Source organism: Cobetia sp. 5-25-4-2, assembly GCF_013374075.1.
Classification (GTDB): Bacteria; Pseudomonadota; Gammaproteobacteria; order Pseudomonadales; family Halomonadaceae; genus Cobetia; species Cobetia marina.
This window is the reverse complement of record NZ_BLWK01000002.1, coordinates 44,741-58,338: the sequence shown is the minus strand read 5'-3', so window position 1 is coordinate 58,338 and position 13,598 is coordinate 44,741. Positions and strand designations below refer to the sequence as shown.

At 61.6% G+C, this 13,598-nt stretch carries 12 protein-coding genes and 1 tRNA gene; 7 read left to right on the top strand and 6 right to left on the bottom strand.

Annotated features, from left to right (window positions below):
- The first annotated feature begins 3 nt into the window (after positions 1-3).
- Positions 4-291: a hypothetical protein gene (locus tag HXS65_RS05110; protein ID WP_077374537.1), complete on the top strand. Its 288-nt coding sequence runs from the start codon at positions 4-6 to the stop codon at positions 289-291.
- Positions 292-505: 214 nt separating this feature from the next.
- On the opposite strand, the gene HXS65_RS05105 is transcribed toward HXS65_RS05110, so the two are convergent.
- Positions 506-2,086: a ribonuclease J gene (locus HXS65_RS05105; RefSeq protein ID WP_084209644.1), complete on the bottom strand. Its 1,581-nt coding sequence runs from the start codon at positions 2,084-2,086 to the stop codon at positions 506-508.
- 363 nt (positions 2,087-2,449) lie between these two features.
- On the opposite strand from HXS65_RS05105, the gene purU reads away from it, so the two are divergent.
- Positions 2,450-3,304, top strand: coding sequence for a formyltetrahydrofolate deformylase (purU, locus tag HXS65_RS05100; protein WP_077374535.1), 855 nt, complete (start codon positions 2,450-2,452; stop codon positions 3,302-3,304).
- Between the two features lie 117 nt (positions 3,305-3,421).
- Here purU and HXS65_RS05095 read toward each other — a convergent pair whose 3' ends face one another.
- Positions 3,422-4,390, bottom strand: a complete 969-nt coding sequence (locus tag HXS65_RS05095) for a LysR family transcriptional regulator (RefSeq protein ID WP_176493383.1) — start codon at positions 4,388-4,390, stop codon at positions 3,422-3,424.
- Between the two features lie 181 nt (positions 4,391-4,571).
- Between HXS65_RS05095 and trpB the strand changes: the two genes are divergently transcribed.
- From trpB to HXS65_RS05070, 5 genes are all read left to right on the top strand, one after another.
- On the top strand, positions 4,572-5,807 hold the full coding sequence (gene trpB, locus HXS65_RS05090) for a tryptophan synthase subunit beta (protein ID WP_176493382.1): 1,236 nt from the start codon (positions 4,572-4,574) through the stop codon (positions 5,805-5,807).
- A gap of 125 nt (positions 5,808-5,932) precedes the next feature.
- Complete coding sequence (gene trpA / locus HXS65_RS05085; RefSeq protein ID WP_084208158.1) at positions 5,933-6,772, top strand: tryptophan synthase subunit alpha; 840 nt, start codon at positions 5,933-5,935, stop codon at positions 6,770-6,772.
- 511 nt (positions 6,773-7,283) lie between these two features.
- Complete coding sequence (locus tag HXS65_RS05080; RefSeq protein ID WP_176493381.1) at positions 7,284-9,659, top strand: EAL domain-containing protein; 2,376 nt, start codon at positions 7,284-7,286, stop codon at positions 9,657-9,659.
- A gap of 96 nt (positions 9,660-9,755) precedes the next feature.
- Positions 9,756-9,832: transfer RNA gene (locus HXS65_RS05075), tRNA-Arg, on the top strand.
- A gap of 161 nt (positions 9,833-9,993) precedes the next feature.
- The gene (locus tag HXS65_RS05070; RefSeq protein WP_176493380.1) at positions 9,994-11,238 is read left to right on the top strand and encodes a tyrosine-type recombinase/integrase; all 1,245 of its coding nucleotides are present in this window, start codon (positions 9,994-9,996) and stop codon (positions 11,236-11,238) included.
- On the opposite strand, the gene HXS65_RS05065 is transcribed toward HXS65_RS05070, so the two are convergent.
- The 4 genes from HXS65_RS05065 to ssb form a co-directional block, all read right to left on the bottom strand.
- Positions 11,207-11,440: an AlpA family transcriptional regulator gene (locus HXS65_RS05065; RefSeq protein WP_176493379.1), complete on the bottom strand. Its 234-nt coding sequence runs from the start codon at positions 11,438-11,440 to the stop codon at positions 11,207-11,209. The genes HXS65_RS05070 and HXS65_RS05065 overlap by 32 nt on opposite strands.
- A 347-nt stretch (positions 11,441-11,787) precedes the next feature.
- Positions 11,788-11,910, bottom strand: coding sequence for a hypothetical protein (locus HXS65_RS17550; protein ID WP_255304428.1), 123 nt, complete (start codon positions 11,908-11,910; stop codon positions 11,788-11,790).
- Positions 11,907-12,569 carry a hypothetical protein gene (locus tag HXS65_RS05055; protein WP_176493378.1) on the bottom strand — a complete coding sequence of 221 codons (663 nt, stop codon included), beginning with the start codon at positions 12,567-12,569 and terminating at the stop codon, positions 11,907-11,909. The genes HXS65_RS17550 and HXS65_RS05055 overlap by 4 nt, the downstream gene beginning before the upstream one ends.
- A gap of 109 nt (positions 12,570-12,678) precedes the next feature.
- Complete coding sequence (gene ssb, locus HXS65_RS05050; protein ID WP_176493377.1) at positions 12,679-13,224, bottom strand: single-stranded DNA-binding protein; 546 nt, start codon at positions 13,222-13,224, stop codon at positions 12,679-12,681.
- Positions 13,225-13,598: the final 374 nt, after the last annotated feature.

Here is a 13,598-nt window from a genome sequence, read left to right as displayed (position 1 = left end):
AAGATGACCGCAGAATCCCTGGAAAAGATCGCTCGCAACAAGAATGTCGCACGTGCAGCGGCACGTCAGTTGTCCATGGAACAACTGCACAAGCTTTCTGAAGTCATCAATGAAGTCATTGAGCAGAAAGCCGAGGAAGATGAACAGCGTCGCGAAGAAGAAATCGCCAAGGAGCGCAAGCTTGCCGAGATTCGTGATGCGATGATCGAAGCGGGTCTTTCCGTCGATGATCTGGTCAGTGACCAGCCGAAGCGTCGCGGTCGTCCGCCGAAGAACAAGTCAGCACAGTAAGCGTTGCCCGGCACGGGGCCCCAGTGGATGAGGTGGATCGCACTGGCGGTCATGACGGTAGAGTGGGACATCTCTGCTGATGGATGTTCCAGCGTGCATTCAGGCATGAAAAAGCCCGATCGGTATTTTTCCGATCGGGCTTTTTCATGCTTCAAGGCAGGTGAAAGGCCGAGGGAATCGCAGTAGCCTGACAGGCTTGCCTGTCATGGCGTCTTCAGCTGTCACCCATGGTCATCACATGCAGAAAGAGCACCGGCTCGTGACGCAGATGATTGCGTAGCCAGCGATTGATTCTGCTGTTCAATTGCTGTTTCACGGTGTCGATGTCGGTGGTCTCGAGTCCGGCCAGGGTGTCATCGAGCCACTCGGCGAAGCTGTCTTCATCCAGTCTGGCCGTACCACTGACGTCCAGCATCAGGCGGCCGATACGCACCCAACCGGCTTCCTGCAGCGTCAGGGGCAAGGCGAGCGATACGCTGCCATGGCGTCCGAGACGCGCTCGTGCACGACGGTCCATCGAGTCAAGTGGCCGCACCTTGTCGTGCTCGATGATCCGCTCCTGCAACGTCAGACGCTTTTCCACGGACAGCCCCTGAGCATCGAGACGAATCACGTCACCATTGACGGGAATCAGCGGTGCCTCGATGCCCAGGGACTGTGCTACCTGGGTGTGCGCCAGCTGGTGACGGTATTCGCCGTGCACCGGCAGCAACCGCGTGGGTTTCAGCCAGCCGTAGAAGGTGCGCAGCTCCTCTTGGGCGGGATGGCCTGAGGCATGCAGATCCGGGAACTGCTTCTCTTCCATGATGCCGACGCCCAGGCGAGTCAGGGCATTGTGCAGCTTGCCGATCGCCAGTTCATTGCCGGGAATGGCCTTGGAGGAGAAGATGACCGTGTCGCCCGCCGCCAGCTCGAAATCAGGGTGGCGCGAGTTGGCCAGGCGTGAGAGTGCCGCGCGTGGCTCGCCCTGGCTGCCGGTCGCGATCACCATCACCTCTTCCGGCGGCAGATAGCCCAGGTCCTTTACCGGCACCAGCGGCGGGAAATCTTCCAGATAGCCCAGTCCGCGCGCCACCCGCACCATGCGTTCCATCGAGCGGCCCAGCAGCGTGACCCGACGGCCATTGCGAGCCGCCGCACGACCCAGTGCCAGGATGCGCGCCAGGTTGCTCGCGAAGCAGGTCACCACGACCCGCCCACGGCAGCCGGCCAGCGTCTTCTCCAGTGCACGCGCCACCTCGCCCTCACTGCGTGAGTGGCCGGGCAGAGGGGCATTGGTGGAGTCGCCGACCACGAGATCGACCGGTGCCAACGCCTGATAGCGCTCCGGGTCAGTGGGCTCACCGATCAGCGGCTCCGGGTCCAGCTTCCAGTCACCGGTGTGCATCACGCGATATTCCGGCGTGACGATCAGCAGCGAGCAGCTCTCGGGTATCGAGTGGGTCAACGGCAGCAGGCGCAAGGCGAAGGGCCCGGACTCGAAGCCTTCATCGACCTCGATGATCTGCAGGCTGGACGTCTCGAGTTCGCGTTCCGCGAACTTGGCCCGCAGCAGGCCCGCGGCCAGTGGTGTGGCGATGATAGGACAGCGCCATTTCGGCCACAGCCAGGCAACGGCGCCGATATGGTCTTCGTGACCATGGGTAATCACCAGCATCTCCGGGCAGATGCCCAGGCTTGCCAGCGATTCGGTGTCGGGTACCTGCAAGGGGCCTTCAGGAAGATCCTGGCGAATCATCATGCCGCAATCCACGGCGATCCAGTGATCCTGGTAACCATATAGCGTCAGATTCATGCCGATCTCGCCACAGCCGCCCAGCGGCAGAAGATGCAGCGGTGGACGTTGTCTCTGACGGACTTGAACGCGGGGTTTCAACATGGATGTCATGCCATCAGTAAAATGTCACTCAACTATACGGGAATCCCGCAAAGCGCCACAAATGACGGCACTTCTCGCCGGCCACCCCGAGGGGCGAAACCGAGGTCGAATTGACAATTCATTCACTCTCGTTGAAGGGCGCTGCTTCGTCGCGTGTGATCGGCTACAATGGCGCACCTTTTGCCGGGAGCCATGGCGTCGATGGCCGGACTCCCGAGCGTGTCGGTAGTCGTTACCGGCTGAATATCATTCCCCGCTTTCACAATGGTTGAACATACGATGTCACACGCCTATCGCCTGGTGGTGTCCTGCCCTGATCAGGTGGGAATTGTTGCCCGAGTCTCTACCTTCATCGCCGAGCAAGGCGGTTGGATCACCGAAGCCAATCAGCATTCCGATCTGGGTGCGGGTCGATTCTTCATGCGCTATGAGATCAACCCCGAGTCCATCGGCCTCAGCGCCGCTGAACTCAGCAAGCGCTTCGCGCCGATCGGGGAAGAGTTCGGGATGGAGTGGCGGGTGCATGACACGGCCGCTCGCAAGCGTGTCGTGCTGATGGTGTCCAAGGATTCCCATTGCCTGGTGGACCTGTTGCACCGCTGGCAGTCGGGGGATCTGGAATGCGATATCCCCTGTGTCATCTCCAATCACGAAGACATGCGCTCACTGGTCGAATGGCACGGCATTCCGTTCCACCATGTGCCGGTGGACAAGAATGACAAGGCGCCGGCATTTGCCGAGGTCGAACGACTGGTGGAAGAGGCCGAGGCCGACAGCATCGTGCTGGCGCGTTACATGCAGATCATCCCGCCGAGCCTCTGCGAGCGCTATGCCGGCCGCCTAATCAACATCCACCACAGCTTCCTGCCGTCCTTCATCGGTGCCAAGCCGTACCATCAGGCCTTCGGCCGCGGCGTGAAGCTGATCGGCGCTACCTGTCACTACGTGACCGAGGAGCTGGATGCCGGCCCCATCATCGAGCAGGACATCCATCGAGTCACCCATTGCCACACTGCGGAAGACCTGGTGCGCATCGGGCGTGACGTGGAGCAGAAGGTACTGTCGCGTGGCCTGCGCTGGCACCTGGAAGACCGCGTGCTGATCCATGGCAACAAGACCATCGTCTTTGCCTGATCCGCGCTCTGGGCTGACTGCCTGAGCCAAGCGGCTGAACTGAGACCGGTACCTGAAAGGGTGCCGGTCTTCTTGTTTCCTGCGCCTGCCCGCAGGGCGGCGTGGCGCAGGTGCCTGTCATGGGTTGCGAGAGGTGACGGGCGGAGTATTCAGCTCCCGTGCCAGCCAGTCGGCGAGGGCTTTTGCATGAGGGTGTCGTGCCCGTGTGCGACCGCTCTCGGGCAGCGTCAGCGTCAGGCAGGCGCGTGTCTCGACAAAGCCCCACGGCGCGATCAGGCGTCTGCTGCGCAGGTCCTCCTCGACCAGATAATCCGGCGTGATGCCCACGCCCAATCCCACCAGCGTCGCTTCCAGCAGATAGTTGAGGTGCTCGAAGCCTTGCGCGTAGTGCAGTTGATCGCTGGACAGGCCCTGGCGTGAGCACCAGTCCGGCCATGCCTGCGGGCGCGAGCGGGTGTGCAGCAGCGGCAAGGTCAGCAGAGTCTGTGGTGCGGGAGTCGCGGTGGTCTCGCCCAGCCAGTCAGTGTCCGGACGCAGCACCGGGCCGATGCGCTCCGTGCCGAGAATTCGCGTTTCCTGATGCTCAGCCTGGGTGAAGGGGGGAGTCTGAAAGCGCAGCACGCCATCCACGCCAGAGCGCAGGCTTTCGTTGTCGTCACTGGCAGTCAGATGCAGTTCTAGCTCCGGAAGGGCTGCCTTGAGGGCACCCAGCCGCGGAATGAACCAGCGGGCGAGGAAGGAGCCCGGGCAGCTGAGCACGAAGGGCGCGCGGGCATCACTGCGGGAAAGGTCCGCACAGACCCGTGCCAGGCCGCTCAAGTGATGGCGTGTGGCAGCCGCCAGCTCATGACCCGCCGGCGTCAGCTTCAGCCCGCGGCCAGCACGGTCGAACAGCTGTGTCCCCAGCGTTTCCTCAAGCTGGCGAATCTGACGACTGACGGCGCCGTGGGTCACGTGCAGCGCCTCGGCGGCACGCGACGCGCTCTCGAAGCGAGCCGCCACATCGAAGGCGCGCAAGGCATTCAGCGAGGGCAATGCCTCCAGAGAGGCGGGAGAGGATGAATCGGGCGGAGTCAGGCGGGCCATCGGATGTCTCCTGCTGAGTGTCCTGTGAGATAAACTCACACATCTTGGCGAATATATCGTTTTTCATCCCGCGTGCCGAGCGCTAGGATGGTCAGCATACTGTCGGGTGCACCACGCAGGCCAAGAATGCAGACGCCGCACCAGCGTGCCCCGTCACTGACATGACTTCGAGGAGATTTGCATGAGCCAGTCGACTGCTACCCTGCGTCAAGGCCCGGATGCCAAGGGCTTCTTTGGTGACTTCGGCGGCCGATTCGTCGCCGAGACGCTGATGCCGCTGATTCTGCACCTGCAGCGCGAGTATGAAGCCGCCAAGCAGGCCCCGGCCTTCGCCGAGGAACTGGCCGGTCTCTCCGCGGATTATGTCGGGCGTCAGAGCCCGCTGTATTACGCCGAGCGTCTGACCGAGCATCTCGGAGGTGCCAAGGTCTATCTCAAGCGGGAAGATCTGATGCACACCGGCGCTCACAAGATCAACAATGCGCTGGGCCAGGTGCTGCTGGCACGCCGCATGGGCAAGCAGCGCATCATCGCCGAGACCGGTGCCGGCATGCACGGCGTGGCGACGGCCACCGTGGCGGCGCGTTTCGGTCTGGACTGCGTGATCTACATGGGCTCCACCGACATTCACCGTCAGCAGCCCAACGTTCAGCGCATGCAGTTGCTGGGCGCCAAGGTGATCCCGGTCACTGCCGGTGATGGCACGTTGAAGGATGCCATGAACGAGGCGCTGCGTGACTGGGTCACCAACGTCGACGATACCTTCTACATCATCGGTACTGTCGCGGGCCCACATCCGTATCCGCAGCTGGTGCGTGACTTCCAGTCCATCATCGGTCAGGAAACCCGCGTCCAGCTGCAGGAGAAGGAAGGCCGTCTGCCGGACTCGCTGGTCGCCTGCATCGGCGGGGGGTCCAACGCCATGGGGTTGTTCCATCCGTTCCTGGACGAGCAAAGCGTCGAGATCATCGGGGTCGAGGCTGCCGGTGAAGGTCTGGACACGCCGCGCCACGCCGCCAGTCTCAAGGGGGGCCTGCCGGGCGTGCTGCACGGTAACCGCACCTTCCTGCTGCAGGATGACGAGGGGCAGATCGGTGATGCGCACTCCATCTCCGCAGGGCTCGACTATCCGGGTATCGGCCCGGAACACGCCTGGTTGCACGACATCAAGCGTGCCGAGTATGTCGCCGCGACCGACCAGGAAGCACTGGACGCCTTCAAGATGCTGTGTCGCCTGGAAGGCATCATTCCGGCGCTGGAGTCTTCCCACGCGCTGGCGGAAGTCATCAAGCGTGCACCGGGCCTGCCGAAGGACCATCTGATGGTGGTCAATCTGAGCGGCCGCGGTGACAAGGACATGGCCACCGTTACCCATCATCTGGCGGACGAGCTGGGCCTGAATCCTGACGGCGAGTAACGCCGCGCCTGTCGCGCAATGCCCGGCGATGGAGAGGTCAGACGCTGACCGGGTCCATCCGCCCCATGTCTTCTTCGCCTGCAGGTGAATCGCTGCCTGCAGGTCAGCAAATTCGGAGTCTATTGATGAGCACTTCCGCTACTGACACCACTTCCAGCAGCCGTCTTGACCGCCGTTTCGCTGCCGTACGCAGCGAGAATCGCGCAGCGCTGGTGACCTACATCACCGCGGGTGACCCCGGCTATGATGCCAGCCTCGCGACCTTCCTCGGCATGGCCGAGGCCGGTGCCGATGTCATCGAGCTGGGCATGCCGTTCACCGACCCGATGGCCGATGGTCTGGCGATCCAGCATGCCACCCAGCGTGCCCTGAAGGCCGGCCAGACGATGGACCGTACCCTGGCGATGGTCACGGAATTCCGCAAGCAGGATCAGGACACGCCCATCGTGCTGATGGGTTACTACAACCCGATCTATCGTCGCGGTGTGGCCACCTTCCTCGAGCAGGCAAGCCAGGCCGGTGTCGATGGCCTGATCGTGGTCGACCTGCCGCCGGAGCACGACGATGAGCTGTGTGAGCCGGCCAATGCCGCCGGTATCAGCTTCATTCGCCTCGCGACACCGACGACTGACAGCGCGCGCCTGCCGGGCGTGTTGGCCAATACCTCAGGCTTCCTCTACTACGTCTCCAGCAATGGCGTGACCGGTGGCGCTGCACCGACGGCAGAGAAGGTCGAGGCCGAAGTAGGCCGTATCCGGGAGCACACCGAGATTCCCGTCGCGGTCGGTTTCGGTATCCGTACCGCAGAGCAGGCGGCGCGTATCGGTCGTTTCGCCGACGGAGTCGTGGTCGGCTCGGCCCTGATCGATCTGCAGGCCAATGCCGAGACACCGGAGCAGGGCACCCAAGCGGTACATGCCTTGACCCGTGAACTGGCGGATGCGCTGAAGACGGCGCGCCACTGAGGGTTCGCTCAGGGGTAGCCAGCTCGCCTCTCCCCTCGGGTAGTGACACAGCCACGCCTCGACCTCTGGTCGGGGCGTGGCTGTTTTCGTTCGTCTGTTTTCGTTCGTCTGTTTTCGTTCGTCTGTTTTCGTTCGTCTGTTTTCGTTCGGTCGCATCTGTCCGGCTGTGTCATCACGTTGTGCTGTCCTTCGAGCATTGCGCGGGAGGGTCTCGCGCGCTCTCGGATCCCACCACGCCAGAGAAGACCATCCTGTCGCGAAGGCTCGACATGGCAGTGCCTGCCTCGCGCTCGAGGCAGAGGATTCGTGAGATTTCGCCTTCATTCAACGCAGATTGAGGGTTACTTATACTCAAGGACAAGTGACACTTGACCAGCAGGATGAGAGGAGAGTCGGTGCCAAGGCGCCCGGCACTTCAGGAAGGAAAGATCGAGTGCGACAGACATGCTGACTGTGCCAGAAGCCATGAACCTTCAGGCAGCATCGGCAGGGAGATTGAAACGACATGTCCATGAATCCATCAGCGTCCTCCGCCGCGGCCACCTCCGCTGCTTCGGTTGACGGCCTGGAAGGCAGCAATTGCTTGCATCAGCTGTTGCAGCATACTTCCAATGGAGTGTGTGGATACGACCTTCAAGGGCGTGTGCAGTGGGTCAATCCGGCCTTCGAGGAGCTGACGGGATACCGGGCAGAAGACCTGGCCGGTCAGGTGCTCAGTGAATTTCTGACGAGTGAGGATTCCGACAGGACGGTGATCGCCAGAATGCATCAGCAGTTCGAGCTGGGTGAGCCCAGTGACGAGGAGCTGCTCCATCATGATGCGAATGGACGACCGCTGCGCCTTCGTCTGCGCTGCATACCGCTCATGGCCGCCGACGGCACCCTGACCGGTTATCTCGGCGTGCATACCGATGTGACCCAGGCGCATCTGGCGCTGGAGCTCAGCCATTCCCAGCTCAGATTGCTTGAGTCCGTCACGGCTGGCCAGCCGCTGGACAAGACCCTGCTGGACCTGTGTCAGGCCATCGAGGCCGTCGCGACTCGCGTGCGTTCCTCGCTGCTGCTTCTGGATGAGGCAGGTACACGAATCATCGGAGGGAAGGCGCCGAGCCTGCCTCCCAGCTTCATGCAGTTCACCTCCGGCCTGCGTATCGGGGAGGGGGTGGGCACCTGTGGTACGGCGATGTGGCGGCGTGAGCAGGTGCTGACCCCCGCCATCGGCGAGGACCCCGCCTGGGAGGGCTTCCGTCATCATCCCCACGCGCTGGGACTGGATGCCTGTCTCTCCATGCCCATCCTCGATGATGCAGGCAATCCGCTAGGAAGTTTCGCCTTCTATGCCACGTCCGGCGATGTCTTCAACGATAGCCATCTCGGCTTGCTGAAGGTCGCCGTCAACGTGGCTCGATTGGCGATCGAACGCCATCGGCGTGATGAGCAGCTCACCTATCAGGCGCTGCATGATGCATTGACGGGCCTGCCCAATCGTCGGCTGTTGCGTCGCAAGCTCAGAGCCTTCGCGGACCTCGCTCTGGAAGAAGCGCGCGTCGGGGCGTTGATGTTCCTGGATCTGGATCATTTCAAGCGCCTGAACGATGTGCTGGGGCATGACGCGGGAGATCGTGCCCTGATCCAGATCGCCGCCCGACTGGAGCAGTTGCTGGAGCCGGGCGATGTGCTCGCGCGCCAGGGCGGGGATGAGTTCATCGTGCTGCTGGCACCTCGCTTCGGTGGCATGGAGGACGCCAGGGCCCGAGCGATGCACGTCGGCGAGGGATTGCTGGCACGTCTGCGGGTACCGGTTGAGCTGGAGGGGCGTGCGCATCAGCTGTCCGGCTCACTGGGCATCACGCTGTATCCGCGTCCGGATGAGGCGGACGAGGGGTATCAGACGCTTTCCGGGGCGGCAGAAGACGAGGGAGACGATTGGGGTCATCTGCTGCACGAGGCAGATATCGCGCTCTATGAGAGCAAGGGGGCCGGACGTGCACGCATGTGCTTCTTCTCACCGGACATGCGCAATCGCATCATCGCCGCCACCCAGATGGAGCAATCCCTGCGCAGTGCGCTTTCCCGTCAGCATCTTGAAGTCCATCTTCAACCGCAATTCTCCCTGCAGTCGGATGCCTCGCTTGAGCATCAGCTGCCCAGGCTCTGTGGTCTTGAGGCGTTGCTGCGCTGGAATGACCCGCTGCTGGGGAATGTCTCGCCCGCGACCTTCATCCCGATCGCGGAAGAATCAGGGCTGATCGTCGAGCTGGGCCATTGGGTGCTGGGGCAAGCCTGTGCGGTGTTGGAAGACATGGCGACACGCGGACATCAGCTGCCGATCGCGGTGAATGTCAGTCAGGTACAGTTTCGCAGCGCGGAATTCGTGCCGCAGGTCGCAGCCCTGCTCAAGCGCCATGCCTTCGCGCCGGACATGTTGCGCATGGAGATCACCGAGAGCCTGGCGGCGGAAGATGAGGCCGACATGCTGGAGAAGGTCGACCAGCTGGCGGCGCTGGGGCTGACGTTCTCCATCGACGATTTCGGGATCGGCTATTCCAATCTTGCACGCCTGCGCCGCATGCCGCTCAGTGAACTGAAGATCGACCGCAGCTTCATCAAGGATCTGCGTCTCATCGATGACGACGGGCTGGCAGCGCCTGCAGCTGGCGAGACTCCCGGACAGGAAGTCTGCCATGCCAACGAGATCGTGCGTGCGATGCTGGTGATGGCGCGCGCCCTGTCGCTGGAAGTGGTGGCCGAGGGAGTGGAGACCTCCGAGCAGTTCGAGGTGCTGCGTCAGCTGGGCTGTCAGCGTGTCCAGGGCTATCTGTTGGGGCGCCCCCGTCCCATGAAGGACGTGCTCGATGAGATCGAAGCCGGAGTGCTCGGCGCATGAGGCCGATGATGCTCTTGCCTGGCGTGAGGAGGGCGGCACGCGCGGGCCGAACGGGTTTATCTTGCCACTTCAATGGCTTATACTGCGCAGCGCTACGCCCCCTTAGCTCAGCTGGATAGAGCGGCCCCCTCCTAAGGGGCAGGTCGCAGGTTCGACTCCTGCAGGGGGCGCCAAGTCCCTCTTTTACCCTGCTTTACCTTCCTCTTATATTCTCGTAACTCCTTGTTTTACCTTTATTGCGTCCGTAATACTGTATATTTATACATGTATCCACTCTAGAGGCCCGTGTATGGTGTGGTGTATGGTGAGGTTCCACCATACATGGGCACCATACATGAAGCGTGATGCTATCAAGCGGCGACCGCTTGCAGACACCGTGTTGTCTACCCTCGAGCCAGAAGCGCGTGAGTATCGCGAGTCCTATGGCCTGGACCGTCTCTACTTCGTCGTATCGCCAACTGGCCGCAAGCGCTGGGAGGTTCGCTACAAACACCCGATCACGCAAAAGTGGTCGTTCATGGGAGTAGGGGGTTACCCGGACACCAAGGCCAAGAAAGCGCGAGCTCAAGCTATCCAGATTGCCGAGCTGGTAGCCGACGGCATTGATCCCCGGGAGCACCTTAGAGGGGGCGGTGGTGTCCGGACCTTTGGGGTTGTCGCGGAGCAGTGGTACGAGCACAAGCAGATGCAGGGGAGATCGGCCAAGACGCTGACCAAGATGAGGCATTGGCTCGATAATGATGCGTTGCCTGCACTGGGAGATATGGCAGTTGCTGATGTGTCACGGGCTGACTGCGTGCGCGTTCAGAAAGGCATTGAGGCCCGCAAGGCTTTCAATATTGCCGAGAAGTCCCGGGCTTTTCTGCGCCGGATCTTCGACTTCGCCATTGCTCACGGCTATTGCGAGAACAACCCAGCTTCGAACCTGCTGGACGTTGCGGCGCCGGCACCAGTCTCCAAGCCTCGTCCTCATCTACTGGAAGAAGATCTACCAGACTTTCTCCGTGCGCTGCGTATGACGACTAGCCGCCGGTCTACTCGCTTGGCTGCTTGGATGGTCGTGTGGACGGCATCGCGGCCAGGCATGGTGCGATGGATGGAATGGAGCGAGATCAAGGGCAAGTCGTGGCACATCCCCGCGGAGAAGATGAAGATGCGCCGCGATCATGTCGTGCCACTTTGCCGTCAAGCACTGCAAGCGCTTGAAGAGATGCGTCCTCTTTCTGGACGATCGAGGTATGTATTCACTGGGGAGGGAGCAAAGCTACCTGTCCTGTCGGATGCTGCGATCAATCGCTGCTTCTCGAATGCAGGGTATAAGGAGAGGATGACGGGGCATGGAGCCCGCCACACGGCCAAGACGCTGCTGAGTGAGCATGGCTGGCCGTTACAGTGGACGGAGATGCAGCTTGCGCACAAGCCGATCGGGTTGGAGGGCGTGTACAACCAGGCCTCGTACCTTGAGCAGAGGCGGAAGATGATGCAGTGGTATGCCGACTACCTTGAGGCACTGGAAGTCGGCATGACCAAGGCCAAGCGGGACAAGTTCAAGCGTCGTCAGCGGGACGTAACTGCATAGCCCATTGGCTCATCCATGCTTCAACCTCATGCTCGTACCAGTAGTTGGTCGATGCCCGACCAATGCCATCTTTGATGGGGCGCGGGAAGTTGGGGTCTTTTACCAGCAGCTTCTCGAGTGATGAGCGGCTGCGGCCTATCTTCTCGCAGACTTCTCGGGTGCGGAGGAAGCGCAGCGGCTGGTTAGTGGCTATGTCTGTCATGGTCATCTCCTGTCTAGTCACCTTGATAACGGCCCGAGCTGTAGCCCAGGGCCTGCTCTTCTTGCGCGGCGGCATGATTGGCCACCGCGTCTTGCACACCGGGCATCTGCATCATCAATGCGTACTTGCGGCGCCAGTGATCGCGACGCCGGCTGATCATTATGATCAGGTCTTCTAATGGCAGTGCTTCACCATCGTCAGCCGCGTACCCGGTGCCGTGGCAGTGAGCACAGGGCGAACGATGGAAGACGCCCTGGAATGTGCCACTTCCACCACATTGCGGGCATGGCCCATGCGCTGGCGGCTCCCACGATGCTTGCAATACCTGACGCATAGACTCCTCACATTCATGCTGCTTGCTGCAGCGCCTTGATGATGTGGCTGACCGGGGTAGGGCAGACCACGTTGCTGAGCAGATGCACAGCGAGGCGGTGGTTGTCCGGTAGCTGATAGGTGTCGGGGAAGCTCATGGCTTCACCTTGCGATGGCCAGCGTCGTAGAGCGCGCCCAACAGGTACTCTTCTGACAGTGCCCCGTGCAGCTCGCACTTATGAGAGTCAGCCGCGGCCTTGGTTATCTGCTTCATGTCCTCAATGGCCGTCTCACGCTCGCTGCGGATGGGGCGGAATTGAAGATCGTTGAACGCTGACACCCACCAGCCGCCATCTTTCGTTTCCCATAGTTCGCGGCAAATACACACGGCAAGCCCGCGATTGAGGTGGACAATCACCTCGACTGCCTTCCCGTCGCGTCTGACGTCTTCCTCGCTCACCCGGTCATGAGTAGTTAGCACCAGCTTTACCACAGCACCCACCGGCGGCAGGCCCTCGCCATTCCAGTCGCTTGGATCGACTTCATCTGCTGAGGTGATTGCGACCGCATCGCTGACTGGCCGCTCGAGGTGTTGGACGTGTGCCAGCAGCGCCTCTTCCCATTGTTCCCGCGTAATGACAATGCGGCGCTCATGGACACCTATCCATGCGTAATGCCATTCGTTGTTGGTCGGGCCCTTGATCCAACCCTCGAGATCGCCGTGGCCGTTATCGGTCGGGAGGCTGCATTCCGTCTCGGGTCGTGGCCACGGGTGGGGGAGGCGCAGCAGGCTTTCCATCAGTTGATCGCGGGTCATGTCAGTCATCCTTGGTGAGCAGTGTGTCGAGCCAGCCACCGGCGAGCAGGCAAAAGAAAGCCGCCAGGCATGTGGCGGCGATGAGTAGCGGGTGAATCATGGTCATTCCCTAGAACGGGATCTCGTCATCAAAGTCATCGAAGCTGCCGGCTGGCGGAGCCCCGAAGTTGTTCGTCTGTTGTTGGCCTGCAGATGGCTGACCTACACCGTGATGCGTGCTGGCGGGCGCCGGGTGCTGGTAGCCGCCTTGCTGCTGGGGTAGCTGCTGATAGCCCTGCTGAGCTGGCGGACGCTGTGTCTGGGATGGCTGGCCGCCACCGGAACCGCCGAGCATCTGCATGTCATTGGCGACGATCTCGGTGCTGTAGCGTTCGATGCCTTGCTGGTCCGTCCACTTGCGCGTCTGCAAGCGTCCTTCGATGTACACCTGAGCGCCTTTCTTGAGGTACTGCTGAGCGATCTCGGCGGTCTTGTTGAACAGCACCACCCGATGCCATTCGGTGCGTTCCTGGACGTTGCCGGTCTGCCTGTCTCGCCACTTGTCAGTGGTGGCGATGCTGAGGTTGGCCACGGCTGAGCCGCTGGGGGTGAAGCGCACCTCTGGGTCTTGGCCGAGATGGCCGATCAGGATCGCCTTGTTGATGCCGCGGGCCATGCTGGCCTCCTTGAGTGGTTGAGCGCACAGGTCAGCCCCCAGAAGAGACTGGCGTGTGAGCACAAAAAGACCCACCGATTAAGGTGGGCAAGGTGTGCCGAGAGACACGATAAAATGGGGAGTGCCAAAAGGCCCCGTCAGGGACGTGACGGGGAAGCACAGGTACTGCAGGGAAAGAGCATCGGGAAGTGGTCGCGCTTTGCGATGGCTTGCCACTGCACTCTCGGGTGGGCTCTGCGATTGGCAAAGCCCCATACCATTCCCAGTATTTCGACAGCCCTGGGCGGCGTACTCCCAGCGGCCTCTCGCGTGTCTAGCGCTACGGGCGGGCTGGGCATGCCTAATTGTTAAAGAGCAGCCGCATTGCCCGGAGG